General features: G+C 65.3%; 13 protein-coding genes and 1 tRNA gene. 5 read left to right on the plus strand and 9 right to left on the minus strand.

Annotated elements, in window-relative coordinates; all coding sequences use genetic code 11:
- Positions 1–21: 21 nt before the first annotated feature.
- Positions 22–1,020, minus strand: a complete 999-nt coding sequence (locus tag dqs_RS16335) for an oxidoreductase (protein ID WP_065341155.1) — start codon at positions 1,018–1,020, stop codon at positions 22–24.
- Positions 1,021–1,186: 166 nt separating this feature from the next.
- On the opposite strand from dqs_RS16335, the gene dqs_RS16340 reads away from it, so the two are divergent.
- From dqs_RS16340 to dqs_RS16350, 3 genes are all read left to right on the plus strand, one after another.
- Complete coding sequence (locus tag dqs_RS16340; protein WP_011766907.1) at positions 1,187–2,056, plus strand: HDOD domain-containing protein; 870 nt, start codon at positions 1,187–1,189, stop codon at positions 2,054–2,056.
- A gap of 72 nt (positions 2,057–2,128) precedes the next feature.
- Positions 2,129–2,704: a LemA family protein gene (locus dqs_RS16345; RefSeq protein ID WP_011766908.1), complete on the plus strand. Its 576-nt coding sequence runs from the start codon at positions 2,129–2,131 to the stop codon at positions 2,702–2,704.
- 19 nt (positions 2,705–2,723) lie between these two features.
- On the plus strand, positions 2,724–3,626 hold the full coding sequence (locus dqs_RS16350; RefSeq protein ID WP_065341156.1) for a hypothetical protein: 903 nt from the start codon (positions 2,724–2,726) through the stop codon (positions 3,624–3,626).
- Positions 3,627–3,630: 4 nt separating this feature from the next.
- Here the strand turns inward: dqs_RS16350 and dqs_RS16355 are convergent, their stop codons facing one another.
- The gene (locus dqs_RS16355) at positions 3,631–5,541 is read right to left on the minus strand and encodes an ATP-binding cassette domain-containing protein (RefSeq protein WP_065341763.1); all 1,911 of its coding nucleotides are present in this window, start codon (positions 5,539–5,541) and stop codon (positions 3,631–3,633) included.
- Between the two features lie 104 nt (positions 5,542–5,645).
- Between dqs_RS16355 and dqs_RS16360 the strand changes: the two genes are divergently transcribed.
- Together dqs_RS16360 and dqs_RS16365 are read left to right on the plus strand one after the other, a co-directional pair.
- Positions 5,646–7,712, plus strand: a complete 2,067-nt coding sequence (locus dqs_RS16360) for a site-specific recombinase (RefSeq protein ID WP_065341157.1) — start codon at positions 5,646–5,648, stop codon at positions 7,710–7,712.
- A 55-nt stretch (positions 7,713–7,767) separates the two neighbouring features.
- A tRNA-Arg gene (locus dqs_RS16365) sits at positions 7,768–7,842 on the plus strand.
- A gap of 21 nt (positions 7,843–7,863) precedes the next feature.
- On the opposite strand, the gene dqs_RS16370 is transcribed toward dqs_RS16365, so the two are convergent.
- From dqs_RS16370 to dqs_RS16400, 7 genes are all read right to left on the minus strand, one after another.
- Positions 7,864–8,658 (minus strand): S1C family serine protease, encoded by a 795-nt coding sequence (locus dqs_RS16370; RefSeq protein ID WP_065341158.1) that lies wholly within the window; start codon positions 8,656–8,658, stop codon positions 7,864–7,866.
- A complete protein-coding gene (locus dqs_RS16375; protein ID WP_157108206.1) occupies positions 8,655–9,584 on the minus strand; it encodes a transglycosylase SLT domain-containing protein in 930 nt (309 codons plus the stop codon). Before dqs_RS16375 ends, dqs_RS16370 begins: the two co-directional genes overlap by 4 nt.
- A gap of 13 nt (positions 9,585–9,597) precedes the next feature.
- Positions 9,598–10,878, minus strand: coding sequence for a nucleotide sugar dehydrogenase (locus tag dqs_RS16380; protein ID WP_065341159.1), 1,281 nt, complete (start codon positions 10,876–10,878; stop codon positions 9,598–9,600).
- Between the two features lie 36 nt (positions 10,879–10,914).
- A complete protein-coding gene (prsT, locus tag dqs_RS16385; RefSeq protein ID WP_065341160.1) occupies positions 10,915–13,716 on the minus strand; it encodes an XrtA/PEP-CTERM system TPR-repeat protein PrsT in 2,802 nt (933 codons plus the stop codon).
- Positions 13,716–15,074, minus strand: coding sequence for a PEP-CTERM-box response regulator transcription factor (prsR, locus tag dqs_RS16390; RefSeq protein WP_041642750.1), 1,359 nt, complete (start codon positions 15,072–15,074; stop codon positions 13,716–13,718). Before prsR ends, prsT begins: the two co-directional genes overlap by 1 nt.
- Positions 15,067–17,145, minus strand: a complete 2,079-nt coding sequence (prsK, locus tag dqs_RS16395) for an XrtA/PEP-CTERM system histidine kinase PrsK (protein WP_065341161.1) — start codon at positions 17,143–17,145, stop codon at positions 15,067–15,069. Before prsK ends, prsR begins: the two co-directional genes overlap by 8 nt.
- Positions 17,146–17,235: 90 nt before the next feature.
- Positions 17,236–18,618: a TIGR03013 family XrtA/PEP-CTERM system glycosyltransferase gene (locus dqs_RS16400; protein WP_065341162.1), complete on the minus strand. Its 1,383-nt coding sequence runs from the start codon at positions 18,616–18,618 to the stop codon at positions 17,236–17,238.
- Positions 18,619–18,783 lie beyond the last annotated feature (165 nt).

Genomic DNA, 18,783 nt, shown 5'->3' on the forward strand with positions numbered 1-18,783 from the left:
CTCTCCACAACCCGGCTGCACTCAGGCGCCGATCCGGACGACCGTCCGGCCCTTGACCTGCCCCCGGATGAAGGCCTCGAACGCGCCCGGCAGGTCATCGAACGCGATAGTCCGGGTAACGGCCGCGAGATGGCGGGGCTTGAGGTCGGTGGCGAGCCGGTCCCAAACCCGCTGCCGCATCGGAAAGCCCATGTAGCCGGAATCGACCCCGAGCAGGCTGACGCCGCGCAGGATGAACGGGAACACGGTGGTGCTGATGTTGAAGCTGGCGGCGTTGCCGATGCTGGCGACGGTGCCGGCCTGCTTCATGGTCGCCAGCACCCAGTGCAACACCTGCCCGCCGACGTTGTCGACCGCGCCGGCCCACTGCGCGGCCTCCAGCGGCCGGGCGGCGTCGAAGTCGATGCTGCTGCGCAGCTTGATCTCGCTCGCCCCAAGCATCTTCAGATACCCGGCTTCCGCTTCCTTTCCGGTCAGCGCGACAACGTGGTACCCGAGGCTGGCCAGCATGTCGATCGCCAACCCGCCCACGCCGCCGGTTGCCCCGGTGACGATGACCGGACCATTGGCGGGCGCCAGGCCGTTGTCTTCCATCCGCACGATCCCGAGCGCGGCGGTGAACCCCGCGGTGCCCAGCGCCATCGACTCGAACAGGCTCAGCCCGGGCGGCAAGCGCAACACCCACTGCGCGGGCACCCGGGCGTACTCGGCATAGCCGCCATGATGAGCGACGCCGATGTCGAAACTGGTGGCGATGACCTTGTCGCCGGGACGAAAGCCGGCAGCGCCGCTCTCCACCACCTCGCCGGCAAGGTCGATGCCGCCCACGCAGGGAAACCGGCGGATGATCTTGCCCGCGCCCGTCGCGGCCAGCGCATCCTTGTAGTTGATGCTGGAGTAATGAACGCGGATCAGCACCTCCCCGGCGTCCAGCGCATCGGTGCTCAGAGTCGTCAGGCTGCCGCCCACCTTCTTGTTTTCGTCCTGGTCGATCACGAAAGCCCTGAAGGATGTCGCCACGTAAATCTCCTGGTTGATGCACCGCTTTCCGAAGGCGCGGCCACAAGCGTTGCGGCCGGAGGGACGATTATAGCGAAAACACCCCGCCGCTCCGGCTGCGCGGGCTTCAGTTCCGCCCCGCCGCAGCCGATAATCCTGACAGCCCAAGAGAAGCGACGACGTCCCCATGAGCCTGCTGACCCGCCCCCTGCCAACGGTTGACGCCTACGTCGCGCACTTCTCGACGCAGACCCTGCCGGTGCTCAGGCGTACTGCGCGCGCGATCGATGCGCTGCGCGCCGAAATCGATACCGTCAGCAGCAAGAAGATCGCCGCCGTCGTGCTCGGGGACCCGCTGATGACGATGAAGCTGCTCACTTATCTCGAAACCCACCGGGGATCGGCGCAGAACCACGACATCACCACCATCGACCGCGCCGTGATGATGCTCGGCCTGGGCCCGTTCTTCTCGGTGTTCGCCAACATGCCCACCGTGGAGGACACCCTCGCCGCCCATCCCAAGGCCTTGCTCGGCGTCCTCAAGGTGATGACGCGTGCACGGCGGGCGGCGGCCTTCGCGCGCGACTGGGCGATCATCCGCCACGACCTCGACGTCGAGGAGGTCACGGTGGCCGCGCTGCTCAGCGAGGCAGCGGAAATCGTGTGCTGGGTGTTCGCGCCGGTGCTGACCCAGCAGGTCTATGCCCTTCAGCTCGCGGACCGCAGCCTGCGCAGCGTCACCGCGCAGCGCGGGGTGTTCGGCACCACCGCACACGACATCCAGCTGGCGCTGATCCAGGCCTGGCATCTGCCCGGCCTGCTGGTGCAGTTGCTCGACGAAACGCAGGCCGAGCATCCGCGAGTGCGCACCATCACCCTCGCCGCAAATTTCGCCCGCCATCTCGCCCGTGGATGGGATGACGCCGCGCTGCCGGACGACATCGACGCCATCCAGGCGCTGCTGCGGATCAACCGCGAAACCCTGCTGCGCCGGCTCGGCGCACCGGATGAGGTCGTGCCCCGATTTCTGCCGCCGGAAGCACCCGCACAGGGTTGAGCGGCCCGGGTCTGACGTCATCCGCCGTCAGCCATTTTGCGTATATGATGCCGGCACCATCAGGAGCCGCGCATGAGTATGTCCTTCGCCGTATTCCTCGCCGTTATCGTGATCTCCGCGCTGTACGCGGTGGTGATCTACAACGGCCTCGTACAGCTAAAGCACAATGTCGCCAAAGCCTGGGCCAACATCGACGTGCTGCTCAAGCAGCGCCACGACGAATTGCCCAAGCTGGTCGAGGTCTGTCGCCAGTACAAGCAGTTCGAGCAGGAAACCCTCGCCCGCGTGACCGAGGCCCGGGCACGCGTCGCCTCCGCGCGCGAGCAACACGACGTGGCGGCACTCGGCGCGGCGGAAGGCATGCTGCGCAGCGGGCTGGGGCAGATCTTCGCGGTGGCCGAGGCCTATCCCGAACTGCGTGCGAACGAACACTTCATGCAATTGCAGTCGCGCATCACCGCGCTCGAGAACGCGATCGCGGACCGCCGCGAGTGGTACAACGAAGCGGTCAATGTGCACAACGTGCGGATCGAGCAGTTTCCCGACCTGCTGGTGGCACGCCTGTTCCAGTTCCCCAGCCAGCCCCTGCTCGAATTCGCCACGGCCGAGAAGGCCGACGTCGACCTGAAAGCCCTGTTCAACGCCTGAGCGCCGTACCGCGCGCGCGATGCTGGTCAGTCTGCGGCGCGACCGCTTCAACCTCAGCCTGCCGGCGATCCAGGCCGGCCTGCTCGCGTTCTCGCTACGCGGCACCAGCCGCTGGGAAACCCTGGGCACGCTGGCGCTGCTGTTACTCACCGCGCTCTTCGGCTGGTGGCGCTCGATCCGCCACGCACGCCTGATCCTCGACACCCCCACCTCCCGCGTCGCCTCTGCCGCCCAGGGCTACGTGGAACTGCGCGGCCGCGGCCAGCCCCTGGCCGGCCTGCCCGTGCTGTCCCCGCTGAACGGCCTGCCGGTGCTGTGGTATCGGCTGCAGACCTTCCACAAGCAAAGCGACGGCAAGTGGCGCCACGAACGGACCGACGAAAGCGAGGCTTCGTTTCTGCTGGAGGACGGCTCGGGCAGTTGCGCGGTCGATCCGGAAGGCGCGGAGATGCTCATCGGTCGCCGTGACGTGGTCGAGCGGGGCGACACCCGCTACGTCCAGTGGTGTCTGCTGCCCCACGACCGCCTTTACGTGCTGGGCGAGTTCACCACGCTGGGAAGTGTCGCGCCGGACTTCGACAGCGCAGCGCAGGTGCGTGACCTGCTTGCGGACTGGAAGCGCGACCACAAGACCCTGCTCCAGCGCTTCGACACCGATGGCGACGGACAGATCGACCTGCGGGAGTGGGAGCTTGCCCGCGCGCAGGCGCGCCGCGAGGTCGATGCCCGGGTGCGCGAAGTGCTCGCGGCGCCGGAAGCCCATCTGCTTCGCGCTCCGGCCGACGGCCGGCTGTTCCTGATCTCGGACCTGGACCCGGCCCGGATCGGCCGCCGTTACCGGTTATGGGCGGCTTTTCATCTGGCGGCCTTCCTGGCTTCGGCCGCGGCGCTGGCCTGGTTCTCCAGCGCACCGCTCCGCTAAGGCGTCAGCCGCCCTCTGCCCGGCTTTCGAGGGCTTCCCAACGCAGCAGCGCCGCTTCGATCTCCCCCTCGAGCGCATCCAGCCGTGCCTTGATGCTGGCGACCTCCTGAGGCGCTTGCTGGTAGAGCGCAGGGTCCGCCATGCGCGCGTGCAGGCTGGACTGTTCCGCCTCCAGCGCACTGATACGGTCCGGCAGCCCTTCCAGTTCCCGCTTCTCGTTAAAGGACAGGCGCGCCGGGCGCGAGGCCGCCGGTTTGGGCGCTTGAGCGGGTTTGGGCGCCGGCTCGGCTTTGGGCGCCGCCGGTGCGCGGCTCTCCCGCGTTTCACGCACGCGCAGCCAGTCGGCGTAGCCGCCCGCGTACTCACCCCAGCGGCCATCTCCCTCGGCGGCGATGACCTGGGTGACGACGTTGTCGAGGAAGGCACGGTCGTGGCTGACGAGGAACAGCGTGCCGTCATACCCCGCGAGCAGTTCCTCGAGCAGATCCAGGGTCTCGATGTCGAGGTCGTTGGTGGGTTCGTCCAGCACCAGCACATTGGCCGGACGCGCGAACAGCCGGGCCAGCAGCAGGCGGTTGCGCTCACCGCCGGAGAGTGACTTGACCGGCGAGCGGGCGCGCTGCGGCGCGAACAGGAAATCGCCGAGGTAGCCGATGACGTGCTTGCGCTCGCCCCCGATCTCGACGTAGTCGGAGCCCGGGCTGATGACCTCGGTCAGTGTCAATTCGGGGTCGAGCTGCGCGCGCAACTGGTCGAAGTAGGCGACGGTCTGCCGCGTTCCGCGACGGATCGTGCCTTCATCGGGCGCAAGCTCGCCGAGGATGAGCTTGAGCAGCGTGGTCTTGCCGGCACCATTGGGACCGATGAGGCCAACGCGGTCGCCGCGCATGATGCGCGTGGAGAAATCGCGCACCACGTAGCGATCGCCATAGCGTTTGCCGACGCCCGTCAGCTCCGCCACCATCTGCCCGCTCTTTTCGCCGCGGTCCATGGCCAGGTTGACGTTGCCCAGGCGGTCACGGCGCGCGGCGCGCTCGCGGCGCAGCGATTCCAGCCGGCGGACGCGTCCTTCGTTGCGGGTCCGCCGCGCCTCCACCCCCTTGCGTATCCAAACCTCTTCCTGCGCCAGCAGTTTGTCGAAACGCGCGTTGGCCTTCTCTTCGGCGTCGAGCTCCTCCGCCTTGCGGCGCTGGTAGTCGGAGAAACGGCCGGGATAGCTGGCGAGGCGGCCGCGATCGAGTTCCACGATGCGGGTGGCGACGTTGTCGAGAAACACCCGGTCGTGGGTGATCACGACCACCGCGCCGCGAAAATCGCGGATCAGGCCTTCAAGCCAGAGGATGCCGTCGAGGTCCAGATGGTTGGTGGGTTCGTCGAGCAACAGCAGGTCCGGCTCGGCCACCAGCGCACGGGCCAGCGCCACGCGTTTCACGCCGCCGCCGGACAGACTGGAAACCTTTGCCGCGCCCGGCAGTCCGAGGCGGGCCAGCATCTGCTCCACGCGCTGGTTGAGCCGCCAGCCGTCGGCCGCTTCAACATCGTGCTGAAGCTGGTCGAGCTGCGCGAGATTGTCCGCACTGGCGTCCTCCGCCACCGCCAGCATCGCTGCGTGATACGCCACCAGCAGGCGTGCAGCGTCGCCCAGGCCGTCGGCGACGGTGGAAAAGACGTCGCGCTCCAGCTCGAAATCGGCCTCCTGCGGGACATACGCGGTCACCAGCGCCGACTGACGCCAGACGCTGCCGTCGTCCAGCGCGGACTGCCCGGCGAGCGCCCGCAACAGGCTGGACTTGCCCGACCCGTTGCGGCCGATCAGGGCGACGCGCTCGCCCGCGTCCAGCTGAAATTCAGCGTGGTCCAGCAGGTCGACGTGCCCGAAGGCGAGACAGGCGTTTTCTACGGAAAGCAGGGGCATGGGCAGCTCGGCAAGCAAAGGAAAACGAATTTTAACGGTGCGCGCGCCTATCGCCATCATGCGGATAATGGCCGGCCACCCCACAGAGAAACGAAAAGGAGCGCATGGACAACCTGCTCGCCCGCTTCGGCCTGCCCGGGGACGACGACACCGCGCTGTGGATCGCGCTCGTCGACCGGCTGCGTCCGCCCCGTGCCGACCAGACCGAAACCGCGGTTGCGCGGCTGAACGACCTCGCCGCCCTGCTGCGCACCCACCCCGATCTGCGTGCCGCGCTGCGGGCCGCGCTCGGGCGCCTGTTCGAGGAGCGCAAGCAGGTGTCGCTCTACGTCGCCTCCGGCCTGTTGCCTTCCACCGGTTTCTTCTCGGAAACCGCACGCCGCTTGTCCGACCGCCTGCTGCCGGATGTCATCGACCCGGCCTACATGAAGGATCTGCTGTCGGCGGTGTTTCACCGGGGCGACGACGAGGTGTGGGTTCGCGCGATTCCCGACGACTGCTGGCAGGCGCTGCTGGACACCGTTCTCGACGACAGCCCGCCCCCGCCCCGCTCACCGCAATTGCTGCCCCGGGGCATCGGCGAGCTGCTGGAGGCGGTGCGCGTGCTCTCTTACCACATCTCCGCGATCGGCCTCGACCCGGAGCTTGTGCGGGTGGCCCCGGGCCTCGAGGAGTACGAATCGCCTTTCCTCGCCCAGAACGCCGAGGTCCTTGCCTGGCTAGCCGCGTTCGAAACCTGGTGGCAGTCGGGCGACGAGTTGCCCCCCGACGACAAACACCTCGAAGTGATGCTGCAGCAATGCCGGGAGGTACTGCAGAGGGTGCGCAAGCGGGCGACCCGCATCGGCACCAGCCTGACCCTGACATTCAAGCTGGAGCGCCTGCGTCAGCATCTCGAGCGCCTGACCGACCTGCTGGCCCTGCTCGACCGTCTCGGACCGGAGCGCGATGTGCGCCGGCTCACCGCGCCGGCGGTCACGCTGTTCAAGCAACTGGTACATGCCGAATGCCGCAAGAACCGGCTCTCCGACTACTGGAGCCAGAACGTCGAACTGCTGTCGCTGCGCATGACGGAGAGCGCCAGCAAGACCGGCGAACGCTACATCACCACTACCCGCAAAGAGTACCTCGGCATCCTCGGCTCGGCGGCGCTGGGCGGGGTCATCATCGCGCTGATGGCGGCGCTGAAGGTGCTACTGGCACGCCAGCATTTCGCGCCGCTGAACGAGGCGCTGTCGTTTTGCCTCAACTACGGCCTGGGCTTCGTGCTGATCCACATTCTCGGCGGCACCGTGGCGACGAAGCAGCCCGCAATGACCGCCAACGCGATCGCAGCGTCGGTGGGTGAGGCGGGTGGCAAACCCCGCGACCTCGAAGGGCTGGCGAGCCTGATCGCCCGCACCGTGCGTAGCCAGCTGGCGGCGATTCTCGGCAATGTGGGCGTGGCGATTCCAACGGCGATCGCGCTCGCCCTGGCGATCCAGACCGTGTCCGGCGCGCCGTTCGTCGACGCCGGCAAAGCTGCCCACCTGCTCGAAGAGGTCGATCCGCGCAGCGGCGCGCTGTTCTTCGCCGGTATCGCCGGGGTCTGCCTGTTTCTGGCGGGACTGATCGCCGGGTACTACGACAATCTGTCGGCCTACAACCGCATCCCCCAGCGTCTCGCCCAATTGCGCTGGGCCGGGCGCTGGCTGGGTCCGCAACGCCTGCAGCGCGTCGCCAACTATGTCGAGAACAATCTGGGCGCCCTCGCCGGCAACTTCTTCTTCGGATTCCTGCTGGGGGGCGCGAGCGCCCTCGGCGTGCTGTTCGGCCTGCCGCTGGACATCCGGCATATCGCCTTCTCGTCGGCCTACGTCGGCTACGCCACCGCGGCCACGGACTTCTCGCTGCCGTGGGCAACGATCGCCTATGCACTGTTTGGCGTTGCGCTGATCGGACTGGTGAACCTGGCCGTCAGCTTCTCGCTGACGCTCTACGTAGCCTTGCGTGCGCGCGGAATCAGTTTTGCCCAGGGCCGCGACCTCGTTCGCGTCCTGCTGAAACACCTCCGGACCCGGCCGCGCGACTTCTTCCTTCCGCCACCGGAAGCCGGCATCGTCCATGGCAGCACCGCGGGTACAACCGGCGATCCGCCCCCCGCCAGCGACCCGCCCCGCCCGCAGCACTAGCCGCGCGCTTGCGCTTGGTCATGCGCTGCCGAGCGGCTAGAATGCGCCCCGCGTCCTCGCCATAGTTCAATGGATAGAACACGGACCTCCTAAGTCTGAGATGCAGGTTCGATTCCTGCTGGCGAGGCCACTCCCCCGCATGCCCCAGCCCTCAGGGCGCGCCCGCCAGCAGCGCCCGCAAGTGTTCCACCGGAATCGCATAGCTGATCCCCGAGGGATCGCTCAACACGCTTTCCTTGGTCGATTTGACGAACACCATATTGACGATGCCGATGACCGTCCCGGTGTTCGGATCGAACAGCGGGCTTCCGCTGTTGCCGGGATAGGCGGTGGCGTCCAGTTGGTAGACCAGAAATGCGCCTCCGCCCAGCCGGCGTACGAGGGTGGGGTTGAGATCCCGCGCGTTGCCCTGCGGAATGCCGATCGGCGTGATGGCGGCGATGATGCCGCGGTGTGTGACCGGCGTGACACCCAGCGCGTTGCCGATGGGAAAGCCGGTGAAGGCGATCTGCTGCCCCTCCCGCACTTCCGCCTCGCCCAACGGCAATGCCGGCAATCGCTGCTCGCCCTCTAGGCGCAACAACGCGAGGTCATGATTGCGGTCGGTCGCGATCCGGGTGGCCTGGCGGGCAGTCTGGCCGGGCTCCTGACCCGGCAATACCACCACCAGGGCTTCCAGCTGGTCCGTCGCGAGCGTGTCGGGTATCACGTGAGCATTGGTCGCCACCGTGCGGCCGTTGCCCACGACGAAGCCGGTGCCAAGGAAACGAAAAGCAGGGCTGCGGGTGCGCTGGTACGTTCCGATCGCCACCACCGATGGCTTGATCCGCGGAAGCAGGTCTGCCAGATCGGCATGTGCGACCGGTGCGACAGTGAGTGCGCAGAGCAGGACCGCCAGCGCCGAGGTGAGAAAGCGCCTGACCGTTCCGATGTGCAGCGGCATCATGAGCCGCGCCCCGGCAGCGGCGGCACCGCCTGGATCATCGGGCTGGCGTCGACAACGCGGGTATCAAACGGGTGTTGGCGCGTGCGGACAAACGCGAGAATGCGCTCCACATAACGCTGGGTCTCGCGGAACGGTGGAACGCCGCGGTACTTGTCGACATTGCCCTCGCCGGCGTTATAGGCGGCGGCGGCGAGCGCGATGTCGCCACGAAAGTAAGCCAGCAGCCAGCGGAGATAGGCCAGGCCGCCTTTGATGTTTTCTTCGGCGTCGAAGGGCTTGCGCACCTGGAAGCGTTCCGCCGTTTCCGGAATGAGCTGCATCACGCCCATCGCGTTCTTCGGCGACACCGCATTGGGGTTGAGATTGGACTCGGCCAGCGCGATCGCGAGCGCGAAGCGCGGTCGGATGCCGAACCGTGGCGCATGCTCAACCAGCAAGCGTGCCACCCTTTGCCGTTCTGGCGACATCGCGGCGATGGCCTCGTCGGCACGCCAGTCATCCAGCATGCTGTCACGCGGCGGATGGAGACAATCGGGTACCGCCCCGCTGTAGCCGGTGTAACGCATCAACTTGCCCGCGTGCTCGTTGCCGAGAAACGCGGCCATCGCGAACAGCGTCCCTGCGTAGCCGTCGTTTCGCGCCAAGCCGCGCCCATTGGCGTACATCCAGCCCAGCGAGTACATCGCTTCTGCGTCGCCGAGGCGGGCGGCTTCGCAATACAACACCGCCGCGTGCTCCGGGTCGCGCCTCACCCCTTCGCCGTGCTCGTAGGCCAGTGCCTGTTCGACGAGGTAGCGCCCTTGGCGGGCGGAGGCTGCGGGGCCGGTTTCCGCGCCAGCCGCCGGCTGTGCGGCGGCTGTACACGCGACGATCAGGCCCGCCAGCGCATGCCGGCGGGCAAGCGGCAGAGGCGGGCGCGGTTTCATCAGCGCGGCCGTCTTACAGACGCCACAGCCGCGCGCCTGCGGCTGTGAGTTGGGCAGGGTCGTAGGCCGACTTCACGTCGACAAACACGCCTCCCGGCTTCAGCTTGCCCAGCATCTGCGCAAGCGGCATGTCCAGGTACTCGCGATGCGAGACAGCCGCCACAACGGCTTCCGCGGTCGGCAGCGCGTCCCATGCGACGAGGTCGACGCCGTATTCGTGCACCGCCTCGGCGGCAGCGGCGACCGGGTCGTGGACGATCACGTCGCAGCCATAGCTCTGCAATTCGCGGATGACATCGATGACCTTGCTGTTGCGCAGGTCAGGGCAGTTTTCCTTGAAGGTCAGGCCGAGAACGACCACCTTCGCCCCCTTGATGCTGGAGCCCGCGGCGATCATCTGCTTCACCGTCTGCTCGGCCACATACTTGCCCATCCCGTCATTGATCCGACGTCCGGCAAGGATGACCTGCGGGTGATAGCCGAGCATGTCGGCCTTGTAGGTCAGATAGTAAGGATCGACGCCGATGCAATGACCGCCGACCAGACCGGGGCGGAAGGGCAGGAAGTTCCACTTCGTGCCAGCTGCCTTCAGCACTTCAAGGGTGTCGATGCCGATCTTGTGGAAGATGACCGCCAGTTCATTCATCAGCGCGATGTTGAGGTCGCGCTGGGTGTTCTCGATAACCTTAGCGGCTTCGGCCACCTTGATCGAGCTTGCCGGATACACCCCTGCGGTGATTACGGCGCCATACACCCGTTCCACCGTCGCCAGGGTCTCGGGCGTATCGCCCGATACGACCTTCACGATCTTGGTGACGGTGCGTTCCTTGTCGCCCGGGTTGATCCGTTCGGGCGAGTAGCCCACGAAGAAACCTTCCTTCCACTTGAGGCCGGATTCCCGCTCGAGGATGGGAATGCAGACCTCCTCGGTCGCCCCGGGGTAAACCGTGGATTCGTAGACGACGATCGCACCCGGCTTGAGGTTGCGGCCGACCGTCTCGGAAGACTTCACCAGCGGTGTGAAATCGGGGTTGTGGGCCTCGTCGACCGGAGTGGGCACCGCGACGATGACGAAATCCGCCTCGCGCAGGACAGCCGGGTCGGTATGGCAGCTGAGATGCTCCGCGGCCTTGAGTTCTTCACTGGACACTTCACCGGTGGGATCGATGAAATCCTTGTACGCGGCGACCTTCTCGGCGGAGAGGTCGAACCCGATCGTCCGGAACTGTTTGCCGAACGCTACCGCAAGCGGCAGCCCTACATAGCCCAGGCCGATGACAGCAATGGTTGTCATGAGACGCTTCCTTGATCGAAACAAAATCCGGTGTAGTTAGAGACTCTTCATCAACGTGGTCGCCTCACCGTACAGCGGCGTCCCCTGCTGCAACTTCGGCATCAGGATGTCGAGTTCCTTGCGCGCGTCATCCTTGCGCCCGACCTTTACATACGCTCGCGCGAGGTTGAATCGCAGCGGGGCAGCGTCGGGGGCGAGTCCGACCGCGCGGACGAGATACGGAAGTCCCTTGTCGGGTTGGCCGTGCTCCACCTGGATCATCCCGACCGTGTCGAGAACGGCGGCGTTATCCGGCGCAAGCGCGAGGGCTTCGTCGGCGTACTTCAAGGCCAGCGCACCATCCACCTGACTGGCGGTCCAGGCCAGGTTGTTCATGACCAAGGGATTCTTGGGCATTTGCTCGTGCAGGACCTGCAAGTGCCCCAAGGCGTCCTGATAACGCTTTTCGGACAGCGCGAACTCGGACAGATAGCCCCGCATGACCGTGTCCTTGGGCTCCCCACGCAGCCAGTCGGCGGCGAGCTTGTCCGCCTCTCCGCGCTTGCCGGCTTTCAGCAACGCGGTATGGACCTTGCGCACGCCTTCGCCGGTCTTTTCACGCTCCAACCCATGCTTGTAGGCAAGCACCGCATCGTTCCATTTCTCGCCGGCGTACTGGATGTCGCCCTCGAGGACATAGCCGATCGACGAGCTCGCGCGCTGCTTCTGCACCGTTTTGGCCAGGGCCAATGCTTCCCTGCCGGCCTTGCGCTCGACCAGCAGCGCGATGAGACGCTGCTGCGCCTCCAGCAGGTTGGGTTGAATGTCGAGCGCCTTACGCAGCGCCTGCTCGGCCGAGGTGTTGTCCTTGCGCAGGCGATGCGCATCGGCAAGCGTTACCAGCGGCCCCGCAGCCTGCGGTTGCTGTGCGATCAGCCGGGTGAAGACATTTACCGCCTGCTGCAGGTCACCGGTGGCAACCAGACTGCGGCCAAGGACATCGAGAACCTGGGGATTATTGGGGTGGGCAGCCGCCAGCTTCTGCACCAACGGGAGCGCCGTCGCCGCCTCGCGCTTCTGAAGGTGATAGCGGACCAGTGCGAGTTGAGGCGCCAGCGCATTGGGGTCGATCTTGATCGCCTGCTCGATCGTCGCCGCAACAGCCTCGGACGGGTCGCCCAGCGTGTTCTGCAATTCGGCGTAGGCGAGAAGCACGTCGGCGTTCTTCGGCGCCGCCTGCATGGCCTTCTCCATACGCGCCCGCGCGGCGTCCGGCTTCTTGTCGGCAAGGTCGAGACGAATCAGGTTGGCCACCGCCGGAAGGAAATCGGGCTTCAGTTCGAGTGCCTTTTCAAACGCCGCCCGGGCCTTGGCAGGGTCGTTCGCACCCGCCAGCACAACACCTTTCAGGTTGTGGGTCTGGGGGTTGTCCGGTTGCTTCGCTTCCAGCTTCGCGTGTGCGGCGAGGGCTTCCGCGAACTGCCGCCGCCCCAGGTAGGCGAGCACCAGGGCCACGTCCGCGCGCGCATTCGCCGGATCGAGCGCCGATGCGGCCTCGAGGTCGTCGAATGCCCGATCGGCAGCGCCGGTGGCAAAACGGGCGGCCCCAAGCTGGGCGCGCGCCTGGGCGCTCTCAGGCGCAAGCGTCGTGAGCCGGGCGAAGAAGGTCTCCGCTTTGTCGGCATCGCCGCTTGCCATATACACCTGCCCCGCGAGCGACAGCAGCCCGGCGTCCGGGTTGGCTTCGCTCAGCAGGGGCTGCAAAGCCTCCATCGCCCTGGCCGCCTGGCCGGAAGACAGATAGGACGCGACCAGCAGCCGGCGGGCGAGGGCCTGGTTGGGTGCGCGTTCGAGCACTTTGTTGAGGTGCGAGCGGGCCTGCTCGTTGTCGTTGAGTCGCATCAGGACGGTACCGGCCAGAAGGTGCGCTGGCAGGAAGTCCGGCGCACTCTTCAGGGCCAGCATTACGTCATCGCGCGCTTCCTTGAGCTGGTTTTTGCGGTACTTGTGGAACGCCTGCAGGTAACGGGTGAACGGATGGTTCGGCGCCACCTCGGCCATACGGGCAAGTTTGGCCGCCGCGGCGTCGCCGTCGTCCTGCCGGAAAAGCAGCGAGATCAGCGCGAAGTGATAACCGACGTTGTCAGGCCGCTGCTGGAGCGCGGACTCAAGCGCCTTCGCAGCGTCGGCGGGCCGTCCTTCCATCAGCGCGGCGTCGGCGAGAACGATATAGGCTTCAGCGCTCTTCGCATCGCGGGCGAGCGCCGCCTCGGCATCCGCCCGAGCTTCTGCCACAGCGCCGCCGGCCAGTTTGGTGCGGGCCAGTCCGACCCGCGCATCCGACTCTTCCGCATCCAGGTTCAGCGCGGCCTCGAACGCACGTCGCGCGGCGGCAAGATCACCCTTGCCAAGATAGGCGCCGCCCAACGCAGCGGCCAGCTTGGCCTGCGCCTGCGGTGAGTCGAGTTGAGCCGATGCATAGGATTTGATGACGCGGTCGTGCTCGCCGGAGAGCACGAGGGCGCGCGCCAGAAGGGGTGTGGTTTCGACGGCGGGATAGCCCAGTTCGGCCGCGCGCTGCAACTCCTTCACGGCCCCGGCGACGTTGCCCTGCCGAAGATTCACCTGACCCAACAGAAACCGGGCCTCGGCGAGGTTGCCGTTATCCTGCAGGGCGTTCTTCAGCTGGATGCTGGCGGCATTGAGATCGTTCTTGGCCAGATAAGACTTCGCCGAGTCGATCATCGACTCGGGACTGGGGCTGCAGGCTGAAACCAGCAGCGCAGCGCCGATTGCCGCGAGGGCTCGCTTGCCGCCGGCGCCGAGGCCTTCGGGACGGAAACGCGGTTTTGGCAACATCAGTTCTCCTTCTTGAGGCCAAAGCGATTCATGAGGTCGTACAGGGAGGGTCGGCTGATGCCGAGGACTTCGGCAGCGCGCGCGATATTTCCATTCGTCCTGGCAAGCACGCGGACGACTGCCTTGCGTTCCGCCTCGTCCCGGATCTGCCGCAGGTTCAGATGCTCCGCGTCGTCTTCGGCGGAACTGAGCCCCAGGTCCTCCGCTGTAATCCGGTTGCCATCGGCCATGATCACGGCGCGCTTCAGGCAGTTCTCGAGTTCCCGCACGTTGCCGGGCCAGGGGTGGGCCTCGATCGCGGCGATGGCATCTTCGGTAAGAGCCATCGACCCCCGGCCGTTTTCGCGTGCGAAACGTTGGACGAACGCATGCGCAAGCAGGACTGCGTCGCCTTCGCGGTCGCGCAGCGGTGGAATGTCGATGACGATCTCTGCCAAGCGGTAGTACAGGTCTTCGCGAAAGAGCCCTTCCCGGATCTGCGCCTTCAGGTCCCGGTGAGTGGCACATACGATGCGGACGTCCACCGGAATTTCCTCGCGCCCGCCAATCCGTTCGATCACCCGTTCCTGCAGGAAGCGGAGCAGCTTCGCCTGAAGCGGCATCGGCAGGTCGCCGATTTCGTCGAGGAACAGTGTTCCCTTATGGGCGGTTTCGATTTTGCCCAGGGTCTGCTTCACCGCACCGGTGAAAGCCCCCTTTTCGTAGCCGAAGAGTTCGCTCTCCAGCAGGTTGTCGGGAATCGCGGCGCAGTTGATGGCAACGAAACGCTCCTTGGCGCGAGGGGACAAGGCGTGCAGCCCACGGGCGAGAACCTCCTTGCCGGTACCGCTTTCGCCGAGCAACGCAACCGTCACCGCCGCGTTGGCAACCTTCTCTACCGTACGGCACACCTTCAGCATCACCACGTCGCGCGTCACCAGGCCGGCGAGGGCCGTACCCTGGGAGGCCCTCAAACGGGCGTTCTCGAGTTGCAGGTCGTGAAGTCGGAACGCGCGATCTATCGTCAACGCGAGCAGTTCCGGCTCGAACGGTTTCGCGAAGAAGTCGTAGGCCCCCATGCCCACGGCCCGGACAGCGTTTTCTCGGTCGTGCTGCCCCGTAAGGACAATCACCTTGGTGTCAGGCGCGAGCGCGAGCATTTCCCCCAACAGGTTGAAGCCCTCGGTCGTAGCGTCGGGCTCAGGCGGCAAGCCGAGGTCCATCGTCACAACCGCGGGTTCGTATCGCCTCAACTGGGCGATTGCTGACTCCCGATCGTCGGCCACCACGGTTTCAAAACCGTCGAATGCCCACCGCATCTGTTTCTGCAGCGCGGGATCGTCCTCGACGATCAGCAGGAGCCGTTGCTTCTCAGACATCATCAAACTCCACTTCGGCACCCCCCGAAACCGAGCCCCTGACGGTTTCCGGCAGCTCTATCTCTGCACGGGTTCCCCGTCCGACCTCGCTGTCATAACTCAAGGAGCCGCCGATCTCCCTTAGATACTGGCGTGCCTCATACACGCCGATCCCCATTCCGCTCTTCTTCGTTGACTGAAACGGCTTGGACAGGCGGTCGCGAATGAAGTCGGCCGGCATGCCACAGCCATTGTCGACGATTGAAACCGCGACCTTTCCCGGGCGCGGTCTATGTATTTGTATTGCCACCTTACCACCGTCTGGCATTGCATCAACAGCGTTCTGCACGAGGTGCCCCAACACCCGCTCGAGCCGCTCCGGATGGGCCTGCACCGTACTCGTTCCGGAAGTATCGTCGGCAATCGTCACTTCGCAACCTGCCACCTGCCCGAGACGAGCAACGGAAGCCAGAAGACTGGGCACATTGACCGATTTTGCTGGATCAATAGACCGCTTTTCCTGAAGTTGCGTCATCAGGCCGCGCATCCGGCCCTCGACGTGCTTCACGGTTTCCAGCATATCGGCCTGAAATTCCGGCTTGTGCCCGTGCCGTTCGGCGTTCTTGATCATCAGCGACAATTGTGCAACCAGATTTTTCAGATCATGTACGACGAAGGCCGACATCCGATTGAAGGACTCGAACTTCCGCGCCTCGAGCAAGGCCTCCGCCGTCAGCATACGGGCGAGGTAGCTCGCCGCCTGTCTCTGCGCCGTTTTCAGCAGGTCCAGGACCTCCCAGTCGATATCGAAACGTGCGCGCGGTGATGCGAGAACGACAAAACCCACGAGGTGATTCGCGCTCTTCAACGGAATGATCAGCCAAGCATCGGGAAGCACCGAAAGCCACTCGGGCAACTGCAGGCCGCGGTAGAGCGTAGGGCTGCTGCGGTACTCCTCGAGATTGATGACCCACTCCCGCTCGTCGAGGAACTGGCAAAGCGTGGAACCGGCCGGCTCCGCGGCATCGCACTGGGCGTGATTGAAGTGGGAACGCATCACGAAGCGGTCTTCGCTATCCCGCAACCACAGGCTGCCACCCGGACTTTCGACAAGGTCACCCAGCGCACGGATCACCGACTGCCCCAGATCCAGTTGCCCTTCGACGGTGGCCAGCGCCTGCGTGAACCGCAGCCACTCGATGCGGTAATCGTAGCGGTAGGAGAACAGGTGCTTGCTGAGAAAAACCCGAAGCCGGGCACGCTGGGCGCCGGAAAAAAGCAGCACGCCCAGCAGCAGCAAACCGGCAAAGAACAGGGTGAGCTGAAGCGCGCGCCCCCAGTCGCCTCCGAAATAGCGAACGTAGTATCCCGCCGCGGCAATGACGAGCAGATACATGCCGGAGACCGCCAACGCGGTGGAATGGAACGCCATTTCCCGGGACACCGCCATCCGCAAGGTCCACGCGGGATTGCGCGTGGCGGAGAGCGCCACCAGTGGAAGCACCAATGCGTGCGCGACACCCCGCACCGACCAGAGGTCCTGATCCAGCCGCCCGAACAGGAAGCCGTCTGCAAACAGGTAAAGTTCAAAGATGTAGCTTGCCCCGAGCGCGAGACACAGCGGCTTCAACGCCCATCTCGAGACGGCCGGAATCCCTCGGTAGAGCTGTTCGACGAGAACAAGACCCAGCACCGCATTGGCAAGCGACGCCGCGATGACAGCGCGGGTAGCGCTTCCCTCGTCTGAACCAAACGCCAACATCAGTAGCGACGCAGTCTGGGCGATGACCACCGACGTCGCCGCCACCCGAGGCCAGATGATCCGCCCACCACCCAGCGGTTGCAGCAGGACGACGAGGAAGACAAACCAACCGCCGCCGCGCGCGACGTCCATCAGCGCGGCAAGCAACTGGAGCCCGGGATGGGGCACCCGCGCGGCCGCGACGCATGCAATCGCCCAGCCGAACGACACGCCGATCACAAAGAGCAGCGCCCCTCCCGCTCGCCCTCCTTGCCAAGCAACGAAGAAGTAGAGTCCGAACAGGCAATACGCGAGCGATGCGGCCCCGTAGCCCCAACTGGCGACGTCCACTCAACAACCTCATCTAAAGCGCAAGCGGCGCCCAAGGCGCCACCGCGGCTGGATCGGCATCGTTGGCGCTGAAAGGCCGCCCTCCGGCCTTCAGTGCGCGCCCTCACCCGTGAGGACTACCCGCACGGTCTCAAACAGCACCAGAGTATCCAAGACCAGCGTGTGGTTCTTCACGTAGTAAAGGTCGTATTGCAACTTCTGCACGGCGTCGTCGATCGACGCGCCGTACTGATAGCGAACCTGAGCCCAGCCGGTCACCCCCGGCTTTACGCAATGGCGCACACCGTAGAACGGGATCTGTGCCGCCAACTGATCGACAAAGAAAGGACGCTCGGGACGCGGCCCGACCAGGCTCATGTCGCCAACCAAGACATTGAGCAGTTGAGGAAGCTCATCGATCCGGAGCTTACGGATGAGCCTGCCGATTCGCGTCGCGCGATCGTCGTTGGAACTCGCCCAGCGTGGCTTACCGTCCTTTTCAGCGTCCCGCCGCATGCTGCGGAACTTGATGACCTTGAAAACCCGCCCCCCGAGCCCCACGCGTTCCTGCCGGTAGAAGATCGGGGCGCCGTCCTCCAGCAAAATCAGGATAGCGGTGCAGAGCATCAGCGGCAGCGCCAGCGCCAGCAGGACGACGGCCACCACGATGTCAAAGAAACGCTTGACCACCGTACGGGCCAAACCCTGCCGAAAACCGTCGCCGTAGATAAGCCAACTGGCCCGGAGCGAGTCGATTCGAACCTGCCCTTGCACCCGCTCGAAGAAGGACGAAAGGTCGAGAATCCTGACGCCCGCTACCTTGCAATCCAACAGTTCCCTCAGCGGCAGGACGCCCCCCCGACGCTCCTTGACCGCGACGATGATCTCGCTAACACGGTGGCGGCGGACAACGTCCAGAAGGTTGCTCCCCCGCAGCAGTCGCCCCGAATCAACGCAGACCTCGCCCTCCTTCTCCGGCGAATAGAAACCCACAATCTCCATGCCGCTCTGAACAGGGTGGGTAAGCGCCTGCTGGACCGCAGCTGCCTCACCGCCCGTTCCGATGATCAATACACGGGGTGCAAACAGCGCCGACGCTTGCCTGCGGTTAACCAGCCCACGCATCACCAAGACGAACCCGAGCAGAACCAGGACGGATATCTGCACCGAAACATTTGACGGCTCGACCCACGGCAGCACGCTGAACACCCCGTAGGCCACCGGGACACTGACAACGACCGAGAGCACGACTCGGGCCACAGCGCCCCGCTGCGACTCGCGCACCGCGGAGCGATAAAGCCCCATCGCGGTGTTGAGCACTACCATGGACAGAGCAAAGAACATCGCGGATGGAACCAGCACCCGCCATTCAATAATCTCGGTCTGCAACTGCATGAAGACGGCCAACAGCACAGCCACGAACAAGAGCAGCGCGTCGAACAGAATCTGCTGTACCGTATGGGACGGCAGGTAATGGCTGAAGACCTTCAACATGGGAATCCCCGATACTCCGATGGACTACCGAAGGAGCATCAGGCTCCCCCGGGAGGCTTTCAACCTTACCCCAACGGGGTTACAGCGAGCGTTAAACTCTTCACGAACAACACCCATCTGGAATCGATTGAACTTTAGATAAACGGCGCAACATACTGTTTAACA

The organism is Azoarcus olearius (assembly GCF_001682385.1).
In the GTDB taxonomy this organism is placed as follows: Bacteria; Pseudomonadota; Gammaproteobacteria; order Burkholderiales; family Rhodocyclaceae; genus Azoarcus; species Azoarcus olearius.